At 70.3% G+C, this 15,581-nt stretch carries 19 protein-coding genes; 13 read left to right on the forward strand and 6 right to left on the reverse strand.

Annotated elements, in window-relative coordinates:
• The first annotated feature begins 15 nt into the window (after nucleotides 1-15).
• The 6 genes from ligA (at nucleotide 16) to IC605_RS00420 (ending at nucleotide 4,953) form a co-directional block, all read left to right on the forward strand.
• Nucleotides 16-2,061, forward strand: coding sequence for an NAD-dependent DNA ligase LigA (gene ligA, locus IC605_RS00395; RefSeq protein ID WP_216317597.1), 2,046 nt, complete (start codon nucleotides 16-18; stop codon nucleotides 2,059-2,061).
• 130 nt (nucleotides 2,062-2,191) lie between these two features.
• Entirely contained in the window at nucleotides 2,192-2,539 is a 348-nt protein-coding gene (locus IC605_RS00400) for an Asp23/Gls24 family envelope stress response protein (RefSeq protein ID WP_216317598.1), read from the forward strand.
• Complete coding sequence (gene nusB / locus IC605_RS00405) at nucleotides 2,536-3,039, forward strand: transcription antitermination factor NusB (RefSeq protein WP_216317599.1); 504 nt, start codon at nucleotides 2,536-2,538, stop codon at nucleotides 3,037-3,039. The genes IC605_RS00400 and nusB overlap by 4 nt, the downstream gene beginning before the upstream one ends.
• Nucleotides 3,036-3,899 (forward strand): bifunctional methylenetetrahydrofolate dehydrogenase/methenyltetrahydrofolate cyclohydrolase FolD, encoded by an 864-nt coding sequence (gene folD, locus IC605_RS00410; RefSeq protein WP_216317600.1) that lies wholly within the window; start codon nucleotides 3,036-3,038, stop codon nucleotides 3,897-3,899. The genes nusB and folD overlap by 4 nt, the downstream gene beginning before the upstream one ends.
• A gap of 14 nt (nucleotides 3,900-3,913) precedes the next feature.
• Nucleotides 3,914-4,375 (forward strand): divergent PAP2 family protein, encoded by a 462-nt coding sequence (locus IC605_RS00415; RefSeq protein ID WP_216317601.1) that lies wholly within the window; start codon nucleotides 3,914-3,916, stop codon nucleotides 4,373-4,375.
• 8 nt (nucleotides 4,376-4,383) lie between these two features.
• Nucleotides 4,384-4,953, forward strand: coding sequence for a class I SAM-dependent methyltransferase (locus IC605_RS00420; protein WP_216317602.1), 570 nt, complete (start codon nucleotides 4,384-4,386; stop codon nucleotides 4,951-4,953).
• A gap of 3 nt (nucleotides 4,954-4,956) precedes the next feature.
• On the opposite strand, the gene IC605_RS00425 is transcribed toward IC605_RS00420, so the two are convergent.
• Nucleotides 4,957-5,334, reverse strand: coding sequence for an NADH-quinone oxidoreductase subunit 15 (locus IC605_RS00425; RefSeq protein ID WP_216317603.1), 378 nt, complete (start codon nucleotides 5,332-5,334; stop codon nucleotides 4,957-4,959).
• Between the two features lie 87 nt (nucleotides 5,335-5,421).
• Here IC605_RS00425 and IC605_RS00430 point away from each other — a divergent pair, with 87 nt between their 5' ends.
• A complete protein-coding gene (locus IC605_RS00430) occupies nucleotides 5,422-5,976 on the forward strand; it encodes a P-loop NTPase family protein (protein WP_216317604.1) in 555 nt (184 codons plus the stop codon).
• On the opposite strand, the gene IC605_RS00435 is transcribed toward IC605_RS00430, so the two are convergent.
• Nucleotides 5,933-7,753, reverse strand: a complete 1,821-nt coding sequence (locus IC605_RS00435; protein ID WP_216317605.1) for an alpha-amylase family glycosyl hydrolase — start codon at nucleotides 7,751-7,753, stop codon at nucleotides 5,933-5,935. The two genes, IC605_RS00430 and IC605_RS00435, sit on opposite strands and share 44 nt — an antisense overlap.
• Nucleotides 7,754-7,991: 238 nt before the next feature.
• Here IC605_RS00435 and IC605_RS00440 point away from each other — a divergent pair, with 238 nt between their 5' ends.
• The 6 genes from IC605_RS00440 to IC605_RS00465 all read left to right on the forward strand — a co-directional run bounded on the left by IC605_RS00440 (nucleotide 7,992) and on the right by IC605_RS00465 (nucleotide 12,224).
• Nucleotides 7,992-9,104: a BMP family lipoprotein gene (locus IC605_RS00440; RefSeq protein ID WP_216317606.1), complete on the forward strand. Its 1,113-nt coding sequence runs from the start codon at nucleotides 7,992-7,994 to the stop codon at nucleotides 9,102-9,104.
• Between the two features lie 44 nt (nucleotides 9,105-9,148).
• On the forward strand, nucleotides 9,149-10,375 hold the full coding sequence (gene ispG / locus IC605_RS00445) for a flavodoxin-dependent (E)-4-hydroxy-3-methylbut-2-enyl-diphosphate synthase (RefSeq protein ID WP_216317607.1): 1,227 nt from the start codon (nucleotides 9,149-9,151) through the stop codon (nucleotides 10,373-10,375).
• Nucleotides 10,376-10,672: a DUF7710 domain-containing protein gene (locus IC605_RS00450; RefSeq protein WP_216317608.1), complete on the forward strand. Its 297-nt coding sequence runs from the start codon at nucleotides 10,376-10,378 to the stop codon at nucleotides 10,670-10,672.
• Nucleotides 10,673-10,781: 109 nt separating this feature from the next.
• Nucleotides 10,782-11,282: a DUF6843 domain-containing protein gene (locus tag IC605_RS00455; RefSeq protein WP_216317609.1), complete on the forward strand. Its 501-nt coding sequence runs from the start codon at nucleotides 10,782-10,784 to the stop codon at nucleotides 11,280-11,282.
• 47 nt (nucleotides 11,283-11,329) lie between these two features.
• Nucleotides 11,330-11,728: a DUF4259 domain-containing protein gene (locus tag IC605_RS00460; RefSeq protein ID WP_216317610.1), complete on the forward strand. Its 399-nt coding sequence runs from the start codon at nucleotides 11,330-11,332 to the stop codon at nucleotides 11,726-11,728.
• Nucleotides 11,729-11,738: 10 nt separating this feature from the next.
• Nucleotides 11,739-12,224, forward strand: a complete 486-nt coding sequence (locus tag IC605_RS00465; protein WP_216317611.1) for a hypothetical protein — start codon at nucleotides 11,739-11,741, stop codon at nucleotides 12,222-12,224.
• A gap of 7 nt (nucleotides 12,225-12,231) precedes the next feature.
• Here the strand turns inward: IC605_RS00465 and IC605_RS24340 are convergent, their stop codons facing one another.
• The 4 genes from IC605_RS24340 to IC605_RS00480 all read right to left on the reverse strand — a co-directional run bounded on the left by IC605_RS24340 (nucleotide 12,232) and on the right by IC605_RS00480 (nucleotide 15,552).
• Complete coding sequence (locus IC605_RS24340; protein ID WP_343216451.1) at nucleotides 12,232-12,552, reverse strand: alpha/beta hydrolase; 321 nt, start codon at nucleotides 12,550-12,552, stop codon at nucleotides 12,232-12,234.
• A 187-nt stretch (nucleotides 12,553-12,739) separates the two neighbouring features.
• Nucleotides 12,740-12,880 (reverse strand): hypothetical protein, encoded by a 141-nt coding sequence (locus IC605_RS24345; protein ID WP_246580240.1) that lies wholly within the window; start codon nucleotides 12,878-12,880, stop codon nucleotides 12,740-12,742.
• Between the two features lie 67 nt (nucleotides 12,881-12,947).
• Complete coding sequence (locus IC605_RS00475) at nucleotides 12,948-13,892, reverse strand: hypothetical protein (RefSeq protein ID WP_216317612.1); 945 nt, start codon at nucleotides 13,890-13,892, stop codon at nucleotides 12,948-12,950.
• A 304-nt stretch (nucleotides 13,893-14,196) separates the two neighbouring features.
• Nucleotides 14,197-15,552, reverse strand: a complete 1,356-nt coding sequence (locus tag IC605_RS00480) for an acyl-CoA dehydrogenase family protein (protein ID WP_216317613.1) — start codon at nucleotides 15,550-15,552, stop codon at nucleotides 14,197-14,199.
• Nucleotides 15,553-15,581: the final 29 nt, after the last annotated feature.

A 15,581-nucleotide genomic window follows, 5' to 3' on the forward strand; every position in this document is an offset into this window, starting at 1 on the left:
GCTACGCTTCCCGTCATGGATCAAGCCGTCCCGGACACGTCCGCCGCCGTCCACGCCGATGTCACGGAGGCCCAGTACCGCGACCTGCGCGCCGAGGTCGAGCGCCACGCCCGCGCGTACCACGAGCAGGACGCCCCCGAGATTCCCGACGACGTGTACGACCGGATGGTGCGGGAACTGCGCTCAATCGAGGAGCTGCACCCCGAGTGGGCGGTCGGGGAGACCCCCACCCAGCAGGTCGGCGGGGCGCCCAGCGGGGCCTTCCAGCACGTCGACCACCCCACGCCCATGACCAGCCTCGACAACGTGTTCGACGACGAGGAATTGAGCGAGTGGCAGGAGAAGCTGGCGCGGGCGCTGAACCTCCCCCCCGACTACGACGGGTTCACCTACACCGGCGAACTCAAGATCGACGGCCTGAGCGTGAACCTCTTCTACGTGGACGGCGTGCTCCAGTGGGCGGCCACGCGAGGCAACGGCGTCACGGGCGAGATGGTGACCGAGCAGGTCCTCACCGTGCCCGGCATCCCGCGCACCCTGCCGGGCCTGAAGGGTGAACTGGAGGTGCGCGGCGAGGTCTACCTCTCGCGGGCCGACTTCGCCGCCTACAACGCGCGGGCGGAGGAGCTGGGCACCCCCCTCCTCAAGAACCCCCGCAACGGGGCCGCCGGGGCGCTGCGCCAGAAGGACCCGGAGGTCACCCGAAGCCGCAACCTCAAGGCCCTCTTCTACAGCCTGGGCAAGCGGGACGGGGTGCCGGTGCGCTCGCAGTCGGAGTTGCTGGACTGGCTCGCCGGGCACGGCTTCCCCACCAGCCGCTACTCGGAGACGTTCACGGGAATTCAGGCTGCCGCCGACTACCACCGCCGGATGACGGAGGGGCGGGCGGGCTTCGAGTTCGACGCGGACGGCACGGTCCTCAAGCTCGACTCCCTGCGCCTTCAGGACGAGGCGGGCTTCACCAGCCGGGCGCCGAGGTGGGCCATCGCCTACAAGTTCCCGGTGGAGGAGGTCGAGACGGTCCTCGAACACATCGTCATCAACGTGGGCCGCACCGGGAAGCTCGCGCCGCTGGCGCACCTCTCGCCCCGGCTGATCGAGGGCAGCACCGTCAGCCGCGCGACGCTGCACAACGAGGACTACATCGCAGGCATGGACCTGCGGATGGGTGATACGGTCGTCGTCCGCAAGTCGGGCGGCGTGATTCCCCAGATCATGCGGGTGGTGGTGGAAAAGCGGCCTGAGGGCGCAGTCCCCTACGCGTTCCCCACCCACTGCCCCGAGTGCGGGCACGAGGCCGTGCGGGCGGAGGGCGACGCCAACACCTACTGCCCCAACCCCGCCTGCCCGGCCCAGCAGTACGAGCGGCTGCGCTACTTCGTGAGCAAGGGGGCGATGGACGTGCGCGGGCTGGGCGACCGGATGATCGAACAACTCCTGAGCGTGGGGCTCGTCAAGGACGCCGCCGACCTCTACACCCTGACCGCCGAGCAACTCGCCGAACTGGAGCGCAGCGGCGAGAAGAAGGCGGCGAACGTCCTCGCCCAACTGGAGGCGAGCAAGACCCGGCCCCTCTGGCGGCTGATCAACGCCCTGGGGATCAGCCACGTCGGGGAGCGCGGCGCCCAGACCCTGGCCCGCGAGTTCGGCACGCTCGACGCGCTGCTCTCGGCCACGCCCGGGCGGATCGAGGCGATCTCGGGGATGGGCGCCACCCTCGCGGGGAGCGTGACCGCCGCGCTGGCCGACGAGAACATGCGGGGGCTCCTGCGCCGGTTGCGTGAGTATGGGGTCAACCCGGTCGAGGAGAGCGTGGAGCGCGGCGCCGCCCTGGCGGGCCTGAACTTCGTGATCACCGGTTCCCTCTCCCGTCCCCGCGAGGAGATCAGGGCCCTGCTGGAGCGTGAGGGGGCCCGGGTGACGGGCAGCGTGACGAAGAAGACCGACTACCTGATCGCCGGGGAGGACGCGGGCAGCAAGCTCGACCGGGCACGCGAGCTGGAGACGGAGGTGCTGGACGAGGCGGGACTCTCGGCGTTGCTGGAGGAAAAGGGCTTGTAGCCCGTCGCGCGTGGCTTGTGGGAAGGCCTTTTCGGCGGGCCACGCGCCACAGGCCACCAGTCCCGACCCGCTACACTGTCTCCCGTTGCCGGGCCGCCCCAACGCCAGCGGCCCACCGGAGGCGAGAAGCATGGAAGTGGAGATCAGCAGGAGTGTCCTGACGGACATCGCCCAGACGACCCTCGACGGGATCGAGGGCATCGAGGTCGCGCCCGCGAGCCTGAGGCCCAGCGAGGTCGGGGAGGTGCTGCGCCAGCAGGGCGGGCCGCGCCGTCCCCGGTCCCTCAAGGTGACGCGCGACGGCCAGAACGTGACCGTGGAGGTGGGGTTGAACGTGGAATACGGGCGCAACCTCGTCGGGGTGGCGCGGCAGGCGCAGCAGGCGGTGGCCGAGAACGTGGAGCTGATGACCGGCCTGAAGGTGCGGGCCGTGAACGTGACGGTGCTGGGCGTGACCCTGCCGAAGGGGACCGCTTGACCCGCCGCCGCGAAAAAGCCGCCCAGCCCGTCGGGACCCGCCGCGCCGCCCGCGAGTTCGCCTTCCGGGTGCTCTTCGAGGCCGAGCAGGGCAACGTGCCGCTGGACGCCGTGTTCACCCGCGCCGAGGGCGCCATGCGGGGGGGCGACGACACCTTCCCGAGGCTCAACGAGGAGGCGCTGGCCTTCGCGCGGCAGCTCGTGGACGGGCTGATGTCGCGCCGCGCGGCCATCGACGAGACGCTGCACCGCACCATCCGGGGTTGGAGCTTCGAGCAGATGGCCCAGACCGACCTCAACATCCTGCGGCTGGCGACCTACGAGCTGATGGACACCCCCGAGCCGCACCCGCCCGTCATCGAGAGCGCCGTGCGCATCGCCCGCAAGTTCGGCGGCGAGGATTCAGGCCGTTTCGTGAACGGGGTGCTCGCAGGGCTGAGCCGCAGCCTGAACACCGCCCCGAAGGCCGCCCAGGAGGGCGAGGGGGAGGAGCAGGGGTGACGGCGACGACCGCCCGCATCCTCGCCGGTCCCCCCGCCGCCGAGGCGCTGCTCGCCTCCGTCCGCGCCCGCGCCGCCCGGCTGACCTCCCCGCCGACCCTCGTGATGGTGCGGCTGGGCGACGACCCCGCCAGCGTGAGCTACGTGCGCGGCAAGGACCGCAAGGCGCGCGAGGTGGGGCTCAGGAGCACCGTCCACGCCCTGCCGGAGACGACTTCCCAGGCCGACCTCCTCGCCCTGATCGCCGAACTCAACGCCGACGAGTCGGTCAGCGGCATCCTCGTCCAACTTCCGTTGCCGGGGCATGTCAACGAAGAGGCGGTCCTCCACGCCATCGACCCGCGCAAGGACGTGGACGGCTTTCACCCGGTCAACGTGGGCGAATTGTGGGCGGGCCGTCCCACGCTGACCCCCTGCACCCCCGCCGGGATCATGTTCCTGCTCTCGCACTACGGCGTTCCCGTCGCCGGGCAGCGCGCGGTGATCGTGGGCCGCAGCCACATCGTCGGGCGACCGATGGCGGCGCTGCTGCTGAACGCCGACGCGACCGTGACCGTCGCCCACAGCCGTACCCGCGACCTCGCGGCGGTGACGCGGGAGGCCGACCTCCTGATCGCCGCCGTGGGCCGCCCGCACCTGATCACGCCCGACATGGTGGGGCCGGGGGCGACCGTGGTCGACGTGGGGATCAACCGCGTTCTGGGGCCAGACGGCAGGGCGCACCTGACGGGCGACGTCCACCCGGACGTGGCGGGGGTGGCCGGAGCCCTGACGCCCGTGCCGGGGGGTGTGGGCCCGATGACGATTGCGCAGCTTCTGGCGAACACGGTGACGGCGGCGGCGCGGCAGGCGGCACGCTAGACTCCTTCCCGCGTGTGAACACCTCTTTTGACGACCTCCTCGGGAACCGCTGGCTCTGGACCGCCGTCCTCTCCTCGACGGGCGCGCAGGTCGTCAAGGTCTTCCTGATCCTGCTCGTCGAGCGCCGCTGGCGCCCCGCCGCCGCGATGGAGACGGGCGGGATGCCCAGCAGCCACTCCGCGATGGTCGCCGCCTTATCCACCGGCGTGGCCCTCACCCAGGGGCTCGGCAGCCCCCTCTTCGCCGCGAGCGCCGTCTTCGCCCTGATCGTCATGTACGACGCGACCGGCGTGCGCCACTCCAGCGGCGTGCAGGCCCGCTTGCTCAACGAACTTGTCGAGGAGTTGCGCGCCGTCGTCCGCGAGGGCTTCGCGCCGCTGCCGCTGAAGGTGCTGCTCGGCCACACCTACCTGGAAGTTCTGGTGGGCACCCTGATCGGGATCGGCGCGGGCTTCCTGGCCTTCCGGGTGTGGTGAGGCGACCTGTGCCCACGGATGCCGAGCCGCTCCGCGTCATCATCGGTGCGGGGGAGCAGAGGTGGGAGGGCTGGATTCCGACCCAGCGAGGGGACCTCGACCTCCTCGACCGCTCGACCTGGGAGGCGTGGTTCGGTGGACGCCGGGCCGACGCCCTGCTGTGCGAGCACGTCTGGGAACACCTGACCGAGGACGAGGGCCGCGCCGCCGCCCGGTTGTGCTTCGAGTTCCTGAAGCCGGGCGGTTTCCTGCGCTGCGCCGTCCCGGACGCGAACTTCCCCGATCCCGAGTACCAGCGCACCGTGCAGGTCGGCGGCCCCGGCCCGGCGGACCACCCCGCCGCCGACCACAGGGTCGTGTACGACCACCGCCTCCTCGCGGACGTGTTCAGGAGCGCGGGCTTCGGGGTCGAACTCCTCGAATACTGCGACGACGAGGGGCGCTTCCATTACCACGAGTGGGACGTCTCCACCGGCCCGATTTACCGCTCGCTGCGCCTCGACCACCGCAACCGGGAGGGGCGTCTGGGCTTCGTCTCCCTCATTCTCGACGCGAGGAAGCCGCTGGAGGCCCGCTAACGCCTACGCCACGCCCTTCATCGCCCCGTCGAGAATCACCCCCAGCCGGTCGCGGGTGAAGGGCCGCTTGCCCTCCAGCAGGCCGCGCTCGCCCGCGTGCAGGTGCCAGTGCTTGCTCCCGCCCATCAGCCGCAAGGACACGCCCTTCAGGTCCACGTGCCGGGGGCTGACCGCCGCGACGAGGAGGGGCTGTCCGCCCGTGAGGAGCGCCACGCTCATCACCGTGGTGGGCAGGTCGTAGGGGCGCTCCATCCGGTAGATGTAGTCGGGGAAGTCGGCGACCTTCTGGAAGGCCAGCCCGCGCGCGGCGGCCTCCGCCTCCAGCCAGCCCAGAAGCTCGACCCACTGCGCGTACAGGTGCCCGTCGGATGCGTGTGCCATGTGGCAACGAGTGTAACAAGCGCGGCGGGGGAGGGGTCGGTCATTTCGCCGATGGCGCTCCCCGGTCCGGCGTGCTTTCCTCCCCCCATGCGGCGCATCCTCGTGATCGGAACGACGGGCAGCGGGAAAACGACCCTGGCGCGCACCCTGTCCGCCCGGCTGGGTCTGCCCCACGGCGAGCAGGACGCCTGGAATCACCTCCCCGGTTGGAAGGAGGCGCCGCTCGGAGAGTTCCGGGGCCGGGTGGACGTCTTCACCGGGCAGCCCGCCTGGGTTATGGACGGCAACTACACCAAAGCCCGTGACCTCGGCTGGACGCGGGCCGACACGCTGGTCTGGTTGGACTACCCGGCTCCGCTCGTGTTCTGGCGACTGTTGCGCCGAACTGTGCGGCGCGGCTTCACCCGGGAGGAGCTGTGGAACGGCAACCGCGAGCATCTGGGGGTCAACCTCCTGACGCGGGACGGCATCCTCGCCTGGTTTTTCCGCACCCACTGGAAGCGGCGCCGGGAGATGCCCGGCCTCGTCGCGGGGTATCCGCACCTGCGGGTCGTGCGGCTGCGCTCGCCCCGCGAGGCCGACCGCTGGCTCGCCTCCCTTACCCCTGAAGCAGCACCCGCCCTCCCGCCGCGTCCAGCCTGACCTCGCCGCCCCCGAGCACCTCACCGCTCAGCCCGTCCCGCCACTCGCCCGCCGGGAGGGTGAGGGTGACCTCGTGCCCCTCCCCGCGGCGGCTGGCGACCACGACCGCCCGCTCGGTGCGCCCGTCCGCGTGCGTGAACTCGCGCAGGAAGGCCATCGCGTCCGCCTCCGCGTGCAGGAAGCGGAGGTTCCCCTCATGCAGGACGTGCGTCTCGCGGCGCAGGTGGATCAGCGCGCGCACCCTCGCCCGCAACTCCTGATCCCACCTCGCCTCGTCCCAGGGCATACTCTCGCGGCACCACGGCATCTGGCCGCGCGTGTGCTGCGAGAGGCCGATCTCCGAACCGTAGTACGTGCAGGGCACGCCCGCGTACCCCATCAGGAGGGTGAAGGCGGCCAGGAAGCGGGTCCGGTCGTCCCCGACCCGGAACAGGGCCCGCGAGATGTCGTGCGACTCCAGGAGGTTGAACATGCTCAGCGCGACCTGGGGTGGCAGGGCGTGGTAGGCGTCCCAGAGGATGTCGGCGAGTTCCACCCCGTCCAGGCGGCTGGGCTCGCCGAGGTGTGTCTCACCGCTCATCCACTGCATGACGGGCAGGCCGAAGCCGTGGTAGTTCATCGCCCCGTCCTCGCCCCGCCCGTCGAGCGCGTGTTCGGGGTCGTAGAAGCGTTCGCCGAAGACGTAGGCGTCCGGCCGCTCCTCGCGCGCCGCCGCCTTCAGGGCCCGGTGCAGCGGGAGGTTGTCCTCGTCGGTGCCCCCCGTCCCGATCATGTGCGCCACGTCCAGCCGCCAGCCCGCCGCCCCGCGCCGCAGCCAGTGGCGGACCACGCTCTCCTCGCCGCTGAAGAATTCCTGCACCGCGAAGTCGTTGCGGTAGTCGATCTTGGGCAGCGTCGGCACGTCGAAAAAGGCGTGGTAGGGCGGCTTGCCCGGCTCGTCGCGCCAGGTGAACAGCCGCCGCTCGGGGGCGTCCTCCCGCTCCAGCGCGGCCCTGAACAGCACGTTCTCATCCCCCATGTGGTTGAACACGCCGTCGAGCACGAGGCGGATGCCCGCCCGCTCGGCCTCCCGCGCCAGCTCCCCCCACGCCGCGTCCCCTCCCAGGTGCGGATCGACGTGCCGGTAGTCGCTGATGTCGTAGCGGTGGTTCGACGGGCTCACGAAGATCGGGGTGAGCCACAGGGCGTTCACGCCGAGGTCGTGCAGGTACGGAAGGGCCTGGGTGACCCCCTGGAGGTCGCCTCCGTAATGGGCATGAACGTCGCCCCTCTTCGTGATCGGTGAGCCCCACCCGGCGTGCTCGACCGGGCGGCCCATGTACTCGTACTCGCCCGTCCGCACGTCGCCATCTGGGTCGCCGTTGCGGAAGCGGTCGGGGAAGATCTGGTAGAAGACGCTGCGCCACGCCCACTCGGGCGAGACGTGCCCCGCGAGGTACTGGAACCAGTTGCGAAAGCCCCGCCGCGAGTGGTGCAGCCCCAGCCCGGTGAGGTTGAGGTGGTCGTCCGGGAAGAGGAGCAGCCAGGCGTAGCGCACCCTGGCGTCGTGGACCGGCAGCTCGGCCTCGAACCAGCGGCCTTCCCCGCCCGGCCCCGTCACCTCCCGCGCCGGAAGCAACTCGATCTCGCCCACCCGCACGAGCTTGAGTTTAACCTCCGTCACGGGCAGCGTGACGCGAACGCGGACCCTGACCGTCTCGCCCAGAGTCGCTCCCAGCCGCTCGGTGTAGCCCGGCGTGTGGTCGTGCTGCGCCTCTCCCGCCCCGTTCGTGTTCATCCCTCGTTCCTCCAAAAAGCCGCCCGGCACGGTCCTTCCTGCTTCATCCACAGGAGGTCGTGCCGGGCGGGCAAGCGTTGCCTTCGGGTTGTCGCTCGGGGTGAGCCCCGAACTGTCCCGCAAGTCTGAAGAGGAGGGGGCGTCCGGTCAAGGGGCCGGGCCGGATGCGAACCTTCATCCCTTGTCCGCCGCGCCTGCAAGGTTCCCGACAGGGGCCGACCGCCACACTGGGGGCACCATGACGACCCGCCCCCGATTCCTTCGGGCGTCCCTGCTGACGCTCGCGGCCCTCACCGGCGCCGCCCCCGCCGCCGCGCCCTCCACGGGCGTCACGCTGATTCTCGACCCGGCGGGTCCCTGGGACAAGGCCGTCAACGAGGCGGCGAGCAGCGGGCTGGAGCGCGCCGTGCGCGAACACGGGATGCCCTATGACACCGTGACCTCCGCCGACCCGGGCGACATGCTCAGGCAGGCCCGCGCCGCCGCCCGCTCGGGCAGCACGCTGGTGATCGGGGTGGGGCGCGCGAGCGCCGGGCCGCTGAGCACCGCCGCCCGCGAATTCCCGTCCGTCCGCTTCGTGGGGGTGGACGCCCTTCCGGGGGGCGCGAACACGGTGGGCCTGCGCTTCCGCGAGCAGGAGGGCGGCTTCCTGGCCGGATTCCTCGCCGCCAACGCCACGAGCACGCGGGTGCTGGGCGTGATCACCGGGGAGGGGGACGCCACGGCCAGCCGGTACCGCGCGGGCTTCGAGGCGGGCGTGGCCTTCGCCTGCCCCGATTGCCGGGTCCTGCGTGCCAGCCTGCCGCGGGGGGGCAACGTGGTGGGCGCCTCCGACCTCACCCGGCGGCAGTACGCGCGCGGGGCCGACATCATCCTCGCCGCGGTGGGGGCGAGCAACCGGGGTGTGGTCACCGCCGCAACCACCGTCCAGTGCCTCAGCGCCGCCCGCCTCCCCGCCGGGGTGCGCTTTCGCGCCGATCCCTACCGCGCGGTGCCCCGCAGCGACCCCTACAGGGCGGAGTGCAGGGGCAACACCCGTCCCGTCTTCGCCATCGCCACCGAGAGCAGCCTGGACGCTCCCGGCGACACGGACGTGAACCGCAAGACGCTCAACCACACCCTGACGAGCGTTCTCAAGCGCGCGGACAACGCCGTTTTCACCCTCGTGGATGAAGCCGCCAAGGGCAAGGCCTGGCGGGCGGGCGACCGCACCTTCGGCGTCGAGAACGGCGGCGTCGAACTCAGCCTGAACGACTTCAATGCCGCGCTGATTTCGCCCGCCCTGAAGGCCAAGCTCACCAAGGTCCGGCAGATGATCGTGAACGGCGTCGTGCAGGTGCCCGTTCAGTAGGCCCCGCCTGAAACGTCCCGGCCCCGCGCACGTAGACTGGGGGCATGACCGCCCGCCGCCAGACCGTCACCACCTGGGTGGGGAACGTGCCCGTCGGGGGTGCCCACCCCGTCGTCGTGCAGTCCATGACGAACACCGACACCGCCAACGCCGAGGCCACCGCCATCCAGGTCGCCCAGCTCGCCCGCGCCGGGTCCGAGATCGTCCGCGTGACCGTGAACACCCGCGAGGCCGCCGCCGCCCTCCCCGAGATCGTCGCTCGTTTGCACGACCTCGGTATCGACGTGCCCATCGTCGGTGACTTCCACTACAACGGCCACATCCTTCTCGCCGAGTTCCCCGAGACGGCCCGCCTCCTCGCCAAGTACCGCATCAACCCGGGGAACGTCGGCGCCGGGCAGCACCACGACGCCAACTTCGCCACGATGATCGAGGTCGCCAGGGCGTTCGGCAAACCCGTCCGCATCGGCGTGAACTGGGGCTCGCTCGATGGGCAGGTCCTCGCCCGATTGATGGACGAGAACGCGCGCCGGGGCAGCCCGAAAAGCGGCACCGACGTGATGATCGACGCGATGGTCGTCTCGGCGCTGGAGAGTGCCGCCTACGCCGAAAAGCTCGGCCTCCCGCACGACCGCATCATCATCTCCGTCAAGGTCAGCTCCGCCCCCGAGCTGTGGCAGGTCTACCGCCAGCTCGCGCCCCTGTGCGACTACCCCCTGCACCTCGGGCTGACGGAGGCGGGCATGGGTATGAAGGGCATCGTGGCGTCCAGCGTGGCCCTCGCCCCCCTCCTTGTGGACGGCATCGGCGACACCATCCGCGTCTCGCTCACCCCCGAGCCCGGCGCCCCCCGCAAGCTGGAGGTCGAGGTCGCCCAGCAGATTCTCCAGAGCCTCGGCCTGCGCCAGTTCCTCCCGCAGGTGACCTCCTGTCCGGGCTGCGGACGCACGACCTCCACCTTCTTTCAGGAACTCGCCCAGAAGATTCAGGACTACATCCGGGACGCCATGCCCGTCTGGAAGGCGAAGTACCCCGGCGTCGAGGACATGCAGGTCGCCGTCATGGGCTGCATCGTGAACGGCCCCGGCGAGAGCAAGCACGCCAACATCGGCATCTCCCTGCCCGGCACGGGTGAGGACCCGCGCGCCCCGGTGTATCAGGACGGCAAGCTGCTGACGACGCTCAGAGGCCCTCGCATCGCCGAGGACTTTCAGGAGTTGCTGGAGCGGTATGTGGAGGAGCGGTACGGGCGGGAACGGGCGGGTGTCTGAGTGTCCGACACTCCTGAGTTGCCCGGCGTTTGGGTCTTTATGGGTGTTTGGGCGAAGCAGCCCGCCGCCGTTTTCACGACGCTGGAACGGGGCGAGGCGTGGGTCCGCGAGCATCGGTTGGAGGGCATGTTGACGTGGTATCCGCTCGACATGGGCGCCTACGACTGGGTGGTTGCTCAGGGCAGATTCAGGTCCAAGCCTGAGCAGCCAACGCCGGAGTTTCTGGCTGGGTTTTCCTCGGCCTACCAGCCGCATCACCACTACGAGAACTCGGAGCCTCCCAGAACAGAGGATTGATTCTGCTGTCAGGACCACATGAACGTCCCGGAAGCAGAAAGTTTCGAGAACGAGATGGGTGCGGCCTTCGCGGTGGAGGAGCGGTATGGGCGGACGAGGGCGGGTGTTTATGGTTGGGACCGTCCTGCTCCTGTTCGCGCTGCTGCTCACCGGCTGCGTGCGGGAGAAGCGGCGGACCCCCGCGCTTTACCTCATTCCCCAGGGGTATGTCGGCTGGGTGCTCGTCGAGTACGGGGTGAAGGGTGCACCGCCGCTGAGGTCGGAGGCAGGCTTCAAACTGTTCCCCATTCCGCAAGGCGGGCATCTGGTCACCTCCTCGCCGGGCCCCGATACCGGATGGGCGACGGACCGTTACGTTTCCGTTGACTCATCCGGGCGGCGCTCCCCCCTGAACCAGACCCTTCCCGGGAGGGGGGGCATGATCTGGGGCGGGAGTTTCACGAACGGGCGTGTGGGTGTGCTCGACGGCCAGAAGAGCTGTGAGGTTCAAACGCCCCCGCGGGAGGCCTTTTTCGTGGGCATGGAAGTCCAGTACCGGGCCAACCTTCGTGCCGCCCCGACGAACGATCCCCGCTCGGTGGCGGCAAAGGTGTCGCTGGTCTGCCCCTGATCCGGTTTCGAGCCGCCGGGGACGCGCCGGGCTGGCACAATGACCGCATGAACGTCTGGGGCACCGGCAGTTTCGAGAACGAGGTGGGCGCGGCCTTCGCGCAGGAAGTGGTGCAGGACGGCGCCTTCGCCCTCGCCGAGGCCTTCGACGTGGCCCTCGACCCCGATACCGACTTCCTCGCCGCCGAGGAGGGCCACCGCACCCTCGCCGCCGCCGAGGTGCTGGCCGCCGCGCTGACGGGCGACACCGGGCGGGTCACGGACGCCGGGCTGCGCGCGTGGCTCTCGGGCGCCCACCCCGCCGACCTCGAACCCCTGCGCGACCTGGGCCGCGCCGCCGTGGAGCGCGTGATTGGCGAGGACAGCGACCTCCCCGACCTCTGGGAAGAGGAGGACGCGGCGGCCTGGCGGGCCGACGTGGAACGGCTGCTCGCGGCGCTGGGGTAGGGAGGGGGGCGTGGCTTCCGTCGCCGAGCTGTGGTTGGTGGACGACCTGGCAGAGATGGATGATCTCCCGCTGCCGCGTTTGCAGGCCGACCTCTACCGTTTCACGCGCCAGACTGGCTGGGGTCTATATCCTTTCACCGCCTCACCGTCGGACGGCTTGATGCAAGCTTTGACATTCCAGGCGCCCCATCAGGGCCCGAGCGTGGAGATGCGCGTGCATCGTGTTGTTCCCGTACTGGGATTTGTAGATGCAGACGCCTTGCGGGAGAGTATGGATGAGTGGGCCTCCAGTTGGGTTGCATGGGGGCACGGGTACATCAATCCACAGCCGTTAGCGGGGTGGTGGCAGGCGAACGGATGGATTACCCCGGATGCTGCCTGGCTCAATGCCAGACCCACACCCGAGAACCTGCAAGAATTAAGTCTCAGGGAAGGACCCGAATGGAGACGCTGGCGTCAACTCTCCCGTGGAGACGCCCTCTTCTTCGAGTGGTGAGAGCGGATTAGGGTGTCGCCATCAACTCCTTGGCGGCCCGAACGACCTGCGCCTCCGTCGTCGCGCGGTTCATGGTGGGCTGCCCGTCGCCCCGTTGCGGACCGTACCGCCCGAAAAAGGCGTGGACGGCGCCGGGCAGGAGGGTGAGCCGGGTCCCTCTCAGGCCGCCCCGCACCTCCCCCGCGCTCGCCACGCCATCCCGCTCGGCGAGAAGGGAGAGAACCCGCAGACGTGCCTCCCGCAGGTTGACGTTCCCAGCCAGGTCCGCCCCCATCAGGATCAGGCCGGACAGACGGTCGCCGTGCCGCGCCGCGTCCCCAGCCGCCACCGCGCCGCCGAGGGGATGACCGGTGAGAAAGACGCGCTGGCCCGCCCCGAAGCGGTCGATCCGCGCCCAGCACGGTGAGGTCGAGCGGGAAGCCGGGAATCACCGTCCGCACCCCCCGCCCCACGGGCCGAATGTCGATGAACGGTGTGAGCCCTCGTTCCTGCCGGGCGTCTGCCCGCGCCCCCGGCTACGCGGCGTCCTGCCCGACGACGAGGAGCGGACGAACGACGAACTGCCCGGCTGTGGCCGTCAGGTCATCGACCCACACCAGGAGCGGCGCGGTGAGGAGGGGGCGTCCCCGGCGAAGGGGTCGGCGCGGTCGGGTCATGACACCAGCGTAGAGGACAGGAGAAACGCCGCCCCCGTGGGGGAGCGGCGCCTGGGATGGGGGCGGCTTAGCGGAGGTTGTTGTCGACCGGAAGCGCGGCGATGGCGCGGTGGGTGGCGGCGCCGCGCGCACCGAGCAGCGAGAACAGCAGGGTCAGGCCCGAGGCGAGCAGCCAGCCCAGCCCGGTGTTGCGGGCCGTCGTGCGGGCGACGCTCTCGGCAGTCTGGGCGAGCTGCTGGCCCTGCTGCTGGAGACGGTTGATCTCGTTCGATACCACCGTCCGCACTTCCTGCGCCTGGGCCGCGCTCAGCCCCTGGTTCTGGAGCCGGGCCTGGAAGTTCTGCCCGGTCAGGGCGTTCTGGATCGCCTGGACGCGGGCCGGAATGAAGTCGGTGATGGTCGAGAGGTTTTGCTGCCCCAGGTCGTAGGCCGAGCGCCGGAAGATATTGCTCACCACGTTGGCGGCGGCGTTCACCTGCTCCTGGTTCAGGCTGGGGCTGTTCTCGGCGATGAGGGCCGCCACGTCCTGCTGGTCGACCCCGCTGATGAAGTTTTGCAGGCCGTTCTGGACGTTGCCGCTCTGGGCGGCGTTGCCCGCCGCGTTGGTGACGGTGCCCGCCACGTTGCCGAGCACGTTGGTCGCGGTGCCCAGCAGGCTGCTCAGCACGTTGTAGGTCAGCAGCGTCGTGAGCAGCACCAGCAGGCCGCCGGTGACGAGGCCGGTGAGGGAAGCGTCGTCGTGACTCATGGCGGCGATGCCGTCGGTGTTGCGGGTGGCGGGGGCGCTGGCGCGAACGGCGGTGCGGCCTGCCGCCCAGGCGCCGATCAGGGCGGCGAGGGCGGTCCAGATCGCGGCCTGGATGCCGGTGCCGGTGAGGGTGATGCCGGTGAGGGCGGTGATGACCAGCCCCAGGGCCAGAATCGTCAGGGTGGTGACGAAGCCGAGCACCAGCCCGGCGAAGATGCCGGGCCAGGACAGGCGGTGCGAGAGTCGGTCGGTGTTCAGGGTCATGGACTTCTCCTTCGGGTGCCGCTGAAGGTAGCTTGCACGGCGGCACGCCCCGCCCCGGGGGGCTGACAGGCTTCGGGACCTACCCTAAACGCTCCTCACCCCTCCCGGGCAAGACTGTTGCTTAATTCACAGCTCACGCCGCCGACAGGCTGTTTTCGGGGCGGGCGGCCCCGTCTCACCGACCTGGGGACGGCACACGCGGTTCACGCCGTCCCCAGCCCACTCTCTGACCGCGGGAGTCGGCCGGGGAGGTGCAGGCCGGAGAGGGTTGATTCCCTCTGCTGCCCCGCGGTGAGCGCCGTTCTCAGACGAAGGCGCTGAAGCCCGTGATCGCCCGGCCCACCACGAGGGTATTGATCTCGTTCGTGCCCTCGTAGGAATAGATCGCCTCGGTGTCGGTGAAGTGCTTGGCGACCCCGTTTTCGAGCAGGATGCCGTTGCCGCCGAAGGTCTCGCGCGCCAGGGCGACCGTCTCGCGGCAGCGGGCCGCCGTGATCACCTTCGCCAACGCCGCGTGCTCGTCGCGCATGGTCCCCGCGTCGGCCATCTCCGAGAGCCGCAGGCACAGGGCAAGCGAGGTCGTCACGTTGCCGAGCATGTGGACGAGGTGGTTTTGGATGAGCTGGAAGTTTCCGATGGGCTTGCCGAACTGCTCGCGGGTCTGGGCGTACCCCAGCGCCAGCTCGTACGCGCCCGCCGCGCAGCCCACCGCCTGCCACGCCACGCCCGCGCGGGTCAGCCGCAGCACCTCCGCCGTCGTCCGCCAGCCGCGCACCTCCTGAAGGCGGTCGGCGTCGGGCACCCGGCAATCCGTCAGGGTGATGTGCCCGTTCTCCACGATCCGCAGGGCGATCTTGCCCTCGATCTTCCTGACCTCGTAGCCCGGCGTCCCCGCCCGCACGATGAAGCCCCGGACCTCCCCGGTGTCCACGTCACGCGCCCAGATCACGGTGAAGTCGCTGAAGGTCGAGTTGCCGATCCACTTCTTCTCGCCGCTGAGGACCCAGCCGTCCCCGTCGCGGCGGCAGGTCGTCCGCATCCCCTGGCTGACCTGCGAGCCGCCCTCCGGCTCGGTCAGGCCGAAGGCGCCGATGGCCTCCAGGTCGAGCATCTTCGGCAGCCACTCCGCCTTCTGCTCGGCACTGCCGCCAAGCGCGATGGAGGCGAAGGCGAGCCCCGTGTGGACCCCGAAGAACACGGCGGTGGACACGTCCACCTTGCAGGCCTCCAGGGTGATCAGCCCCTCCATGATCGTCGCGTCGGGCTTGCGGGTGCCGTCCTCGTTCCACACCCGGCGCGGCAGGTTCAGGCGCCGCAGCTCGGGGAGGATCTGGTGCGGGAACTCGTCGCGGCTCCAGTACTCGTTCATGATGGGCGCGACCGTCCCGTGCATGAACGCACGCACCGCCATCTGGACTTCCTTCTGCTCGTCCGTCAACTCGTCGAGCTGGCCGTAGAAGTCGGCGTTCGGCTCAGGGAGAACGGGCGCCTTGCGGTCGCCGCCCGCCAGCGTCCGCGAGAGCTGCTTGAGCTGTCCGTCGCTCAGGCGCGAGGCGGCATTGATCAGGGCCGGGAGGTCCACCCGCTCGCTGAGGCGCCCGAGCGCGTCCGGGTCGATCTGGCCGAGCAGGGCCATCGGGTTGTTCTGCTGGGTCGTCATGTCTCTTTGTACCCGGTGCAGCTTGGCGG

The organism is Deinococcus aestuarii (genome assembly GCF_018863415.1).
In the GTDB taxonomy this organism is placed as follows: Bacteria; Deinococcota; Deinococci; order Deinococcales; family Deinococcaceae; genus Deinococcus; species Deinococcus aestuarii.

Coding starts and splice junctions, on each gene's coding strand:
- ligA (WP_216317597.1), top strand. CDS start 16: ATGGATCAAGCCGTCCCGGACACGTCCGCCGCCGTCCACGCCGATGTC.
- IC605_RS24345 (WP_246580240.1), bottom strand. CDS start 12,880: ATGACCCGACCGCGCCGACCCCTTCGCCGGGGACGCCCCCTCCTCACC.
- IC605_RS00460 (WP_216317610.1), top strand. CDS start 11,330: ATGAACGTCTGGGGCACCGGCAGTTTCGAGAACGAGGTGGGCGCGGCC.
- IC605_RS00400 (WP_216317598.1), top strand. CDS start 2,192: ATGGAAGTGGAGATCAGCAGGAGTGTCCTGACGGACATCGCCCAGACG.
- IC605_RS00480 (WP_216317613.1), bottom strand. CDS start 15,552: ATGACGACCCAGCAGAACAACCCGATGGCCCTGCTCGGCCAGATCGAC.
- IC605_RS00435 (WP_216317605.1), bottom strand. CDS start 7,753: ATGAACACGAACGGGGCGGGAGAGGCGCAGCACGACCACACGCCGGGC.
- IC605_RS00430 (WP_216317604.1), top strand. CDS start 5,422: ATGCGGCGCATCCTCGTGATCGGAACGACGGGCAGCGGGAAAACGACC.
- ispG (WP_216317607.1), top strand. CDS start 9,149: ATGACCGCCCGCCGCCAGACCGTCACCACCTGGGTGGGGAACGTGCCC.
- IC605_RS00425 (WP_216317603.1), bottom strand. CDS start 5,334: ATGGCACACGCATCCGACGGGCACCTGTACGCGCAGTGGGTCGAGCTT.
- IC605_RS00455 (WP_216317609.1), top strand. CDS start 10,782: ATGGTTGGGACCGTCCTGCTCCTGTTCGCGCTGCTGCTCACCGGCTGC.
- IC605_RS00475 (WP_216317612.1), bottom strand. CDS start 13,892: ATGACCCTGAACACCGACCGACTCTCGCACCGCCTGTCCTGGCCCGGC.
- IC605_RS00440 (WP_216317606.1), top strand. CDS start 7,992: ATGACGACCCGCCCCCGATTCCTTCGGGCGTCCCTGCTGACGCTCGCG.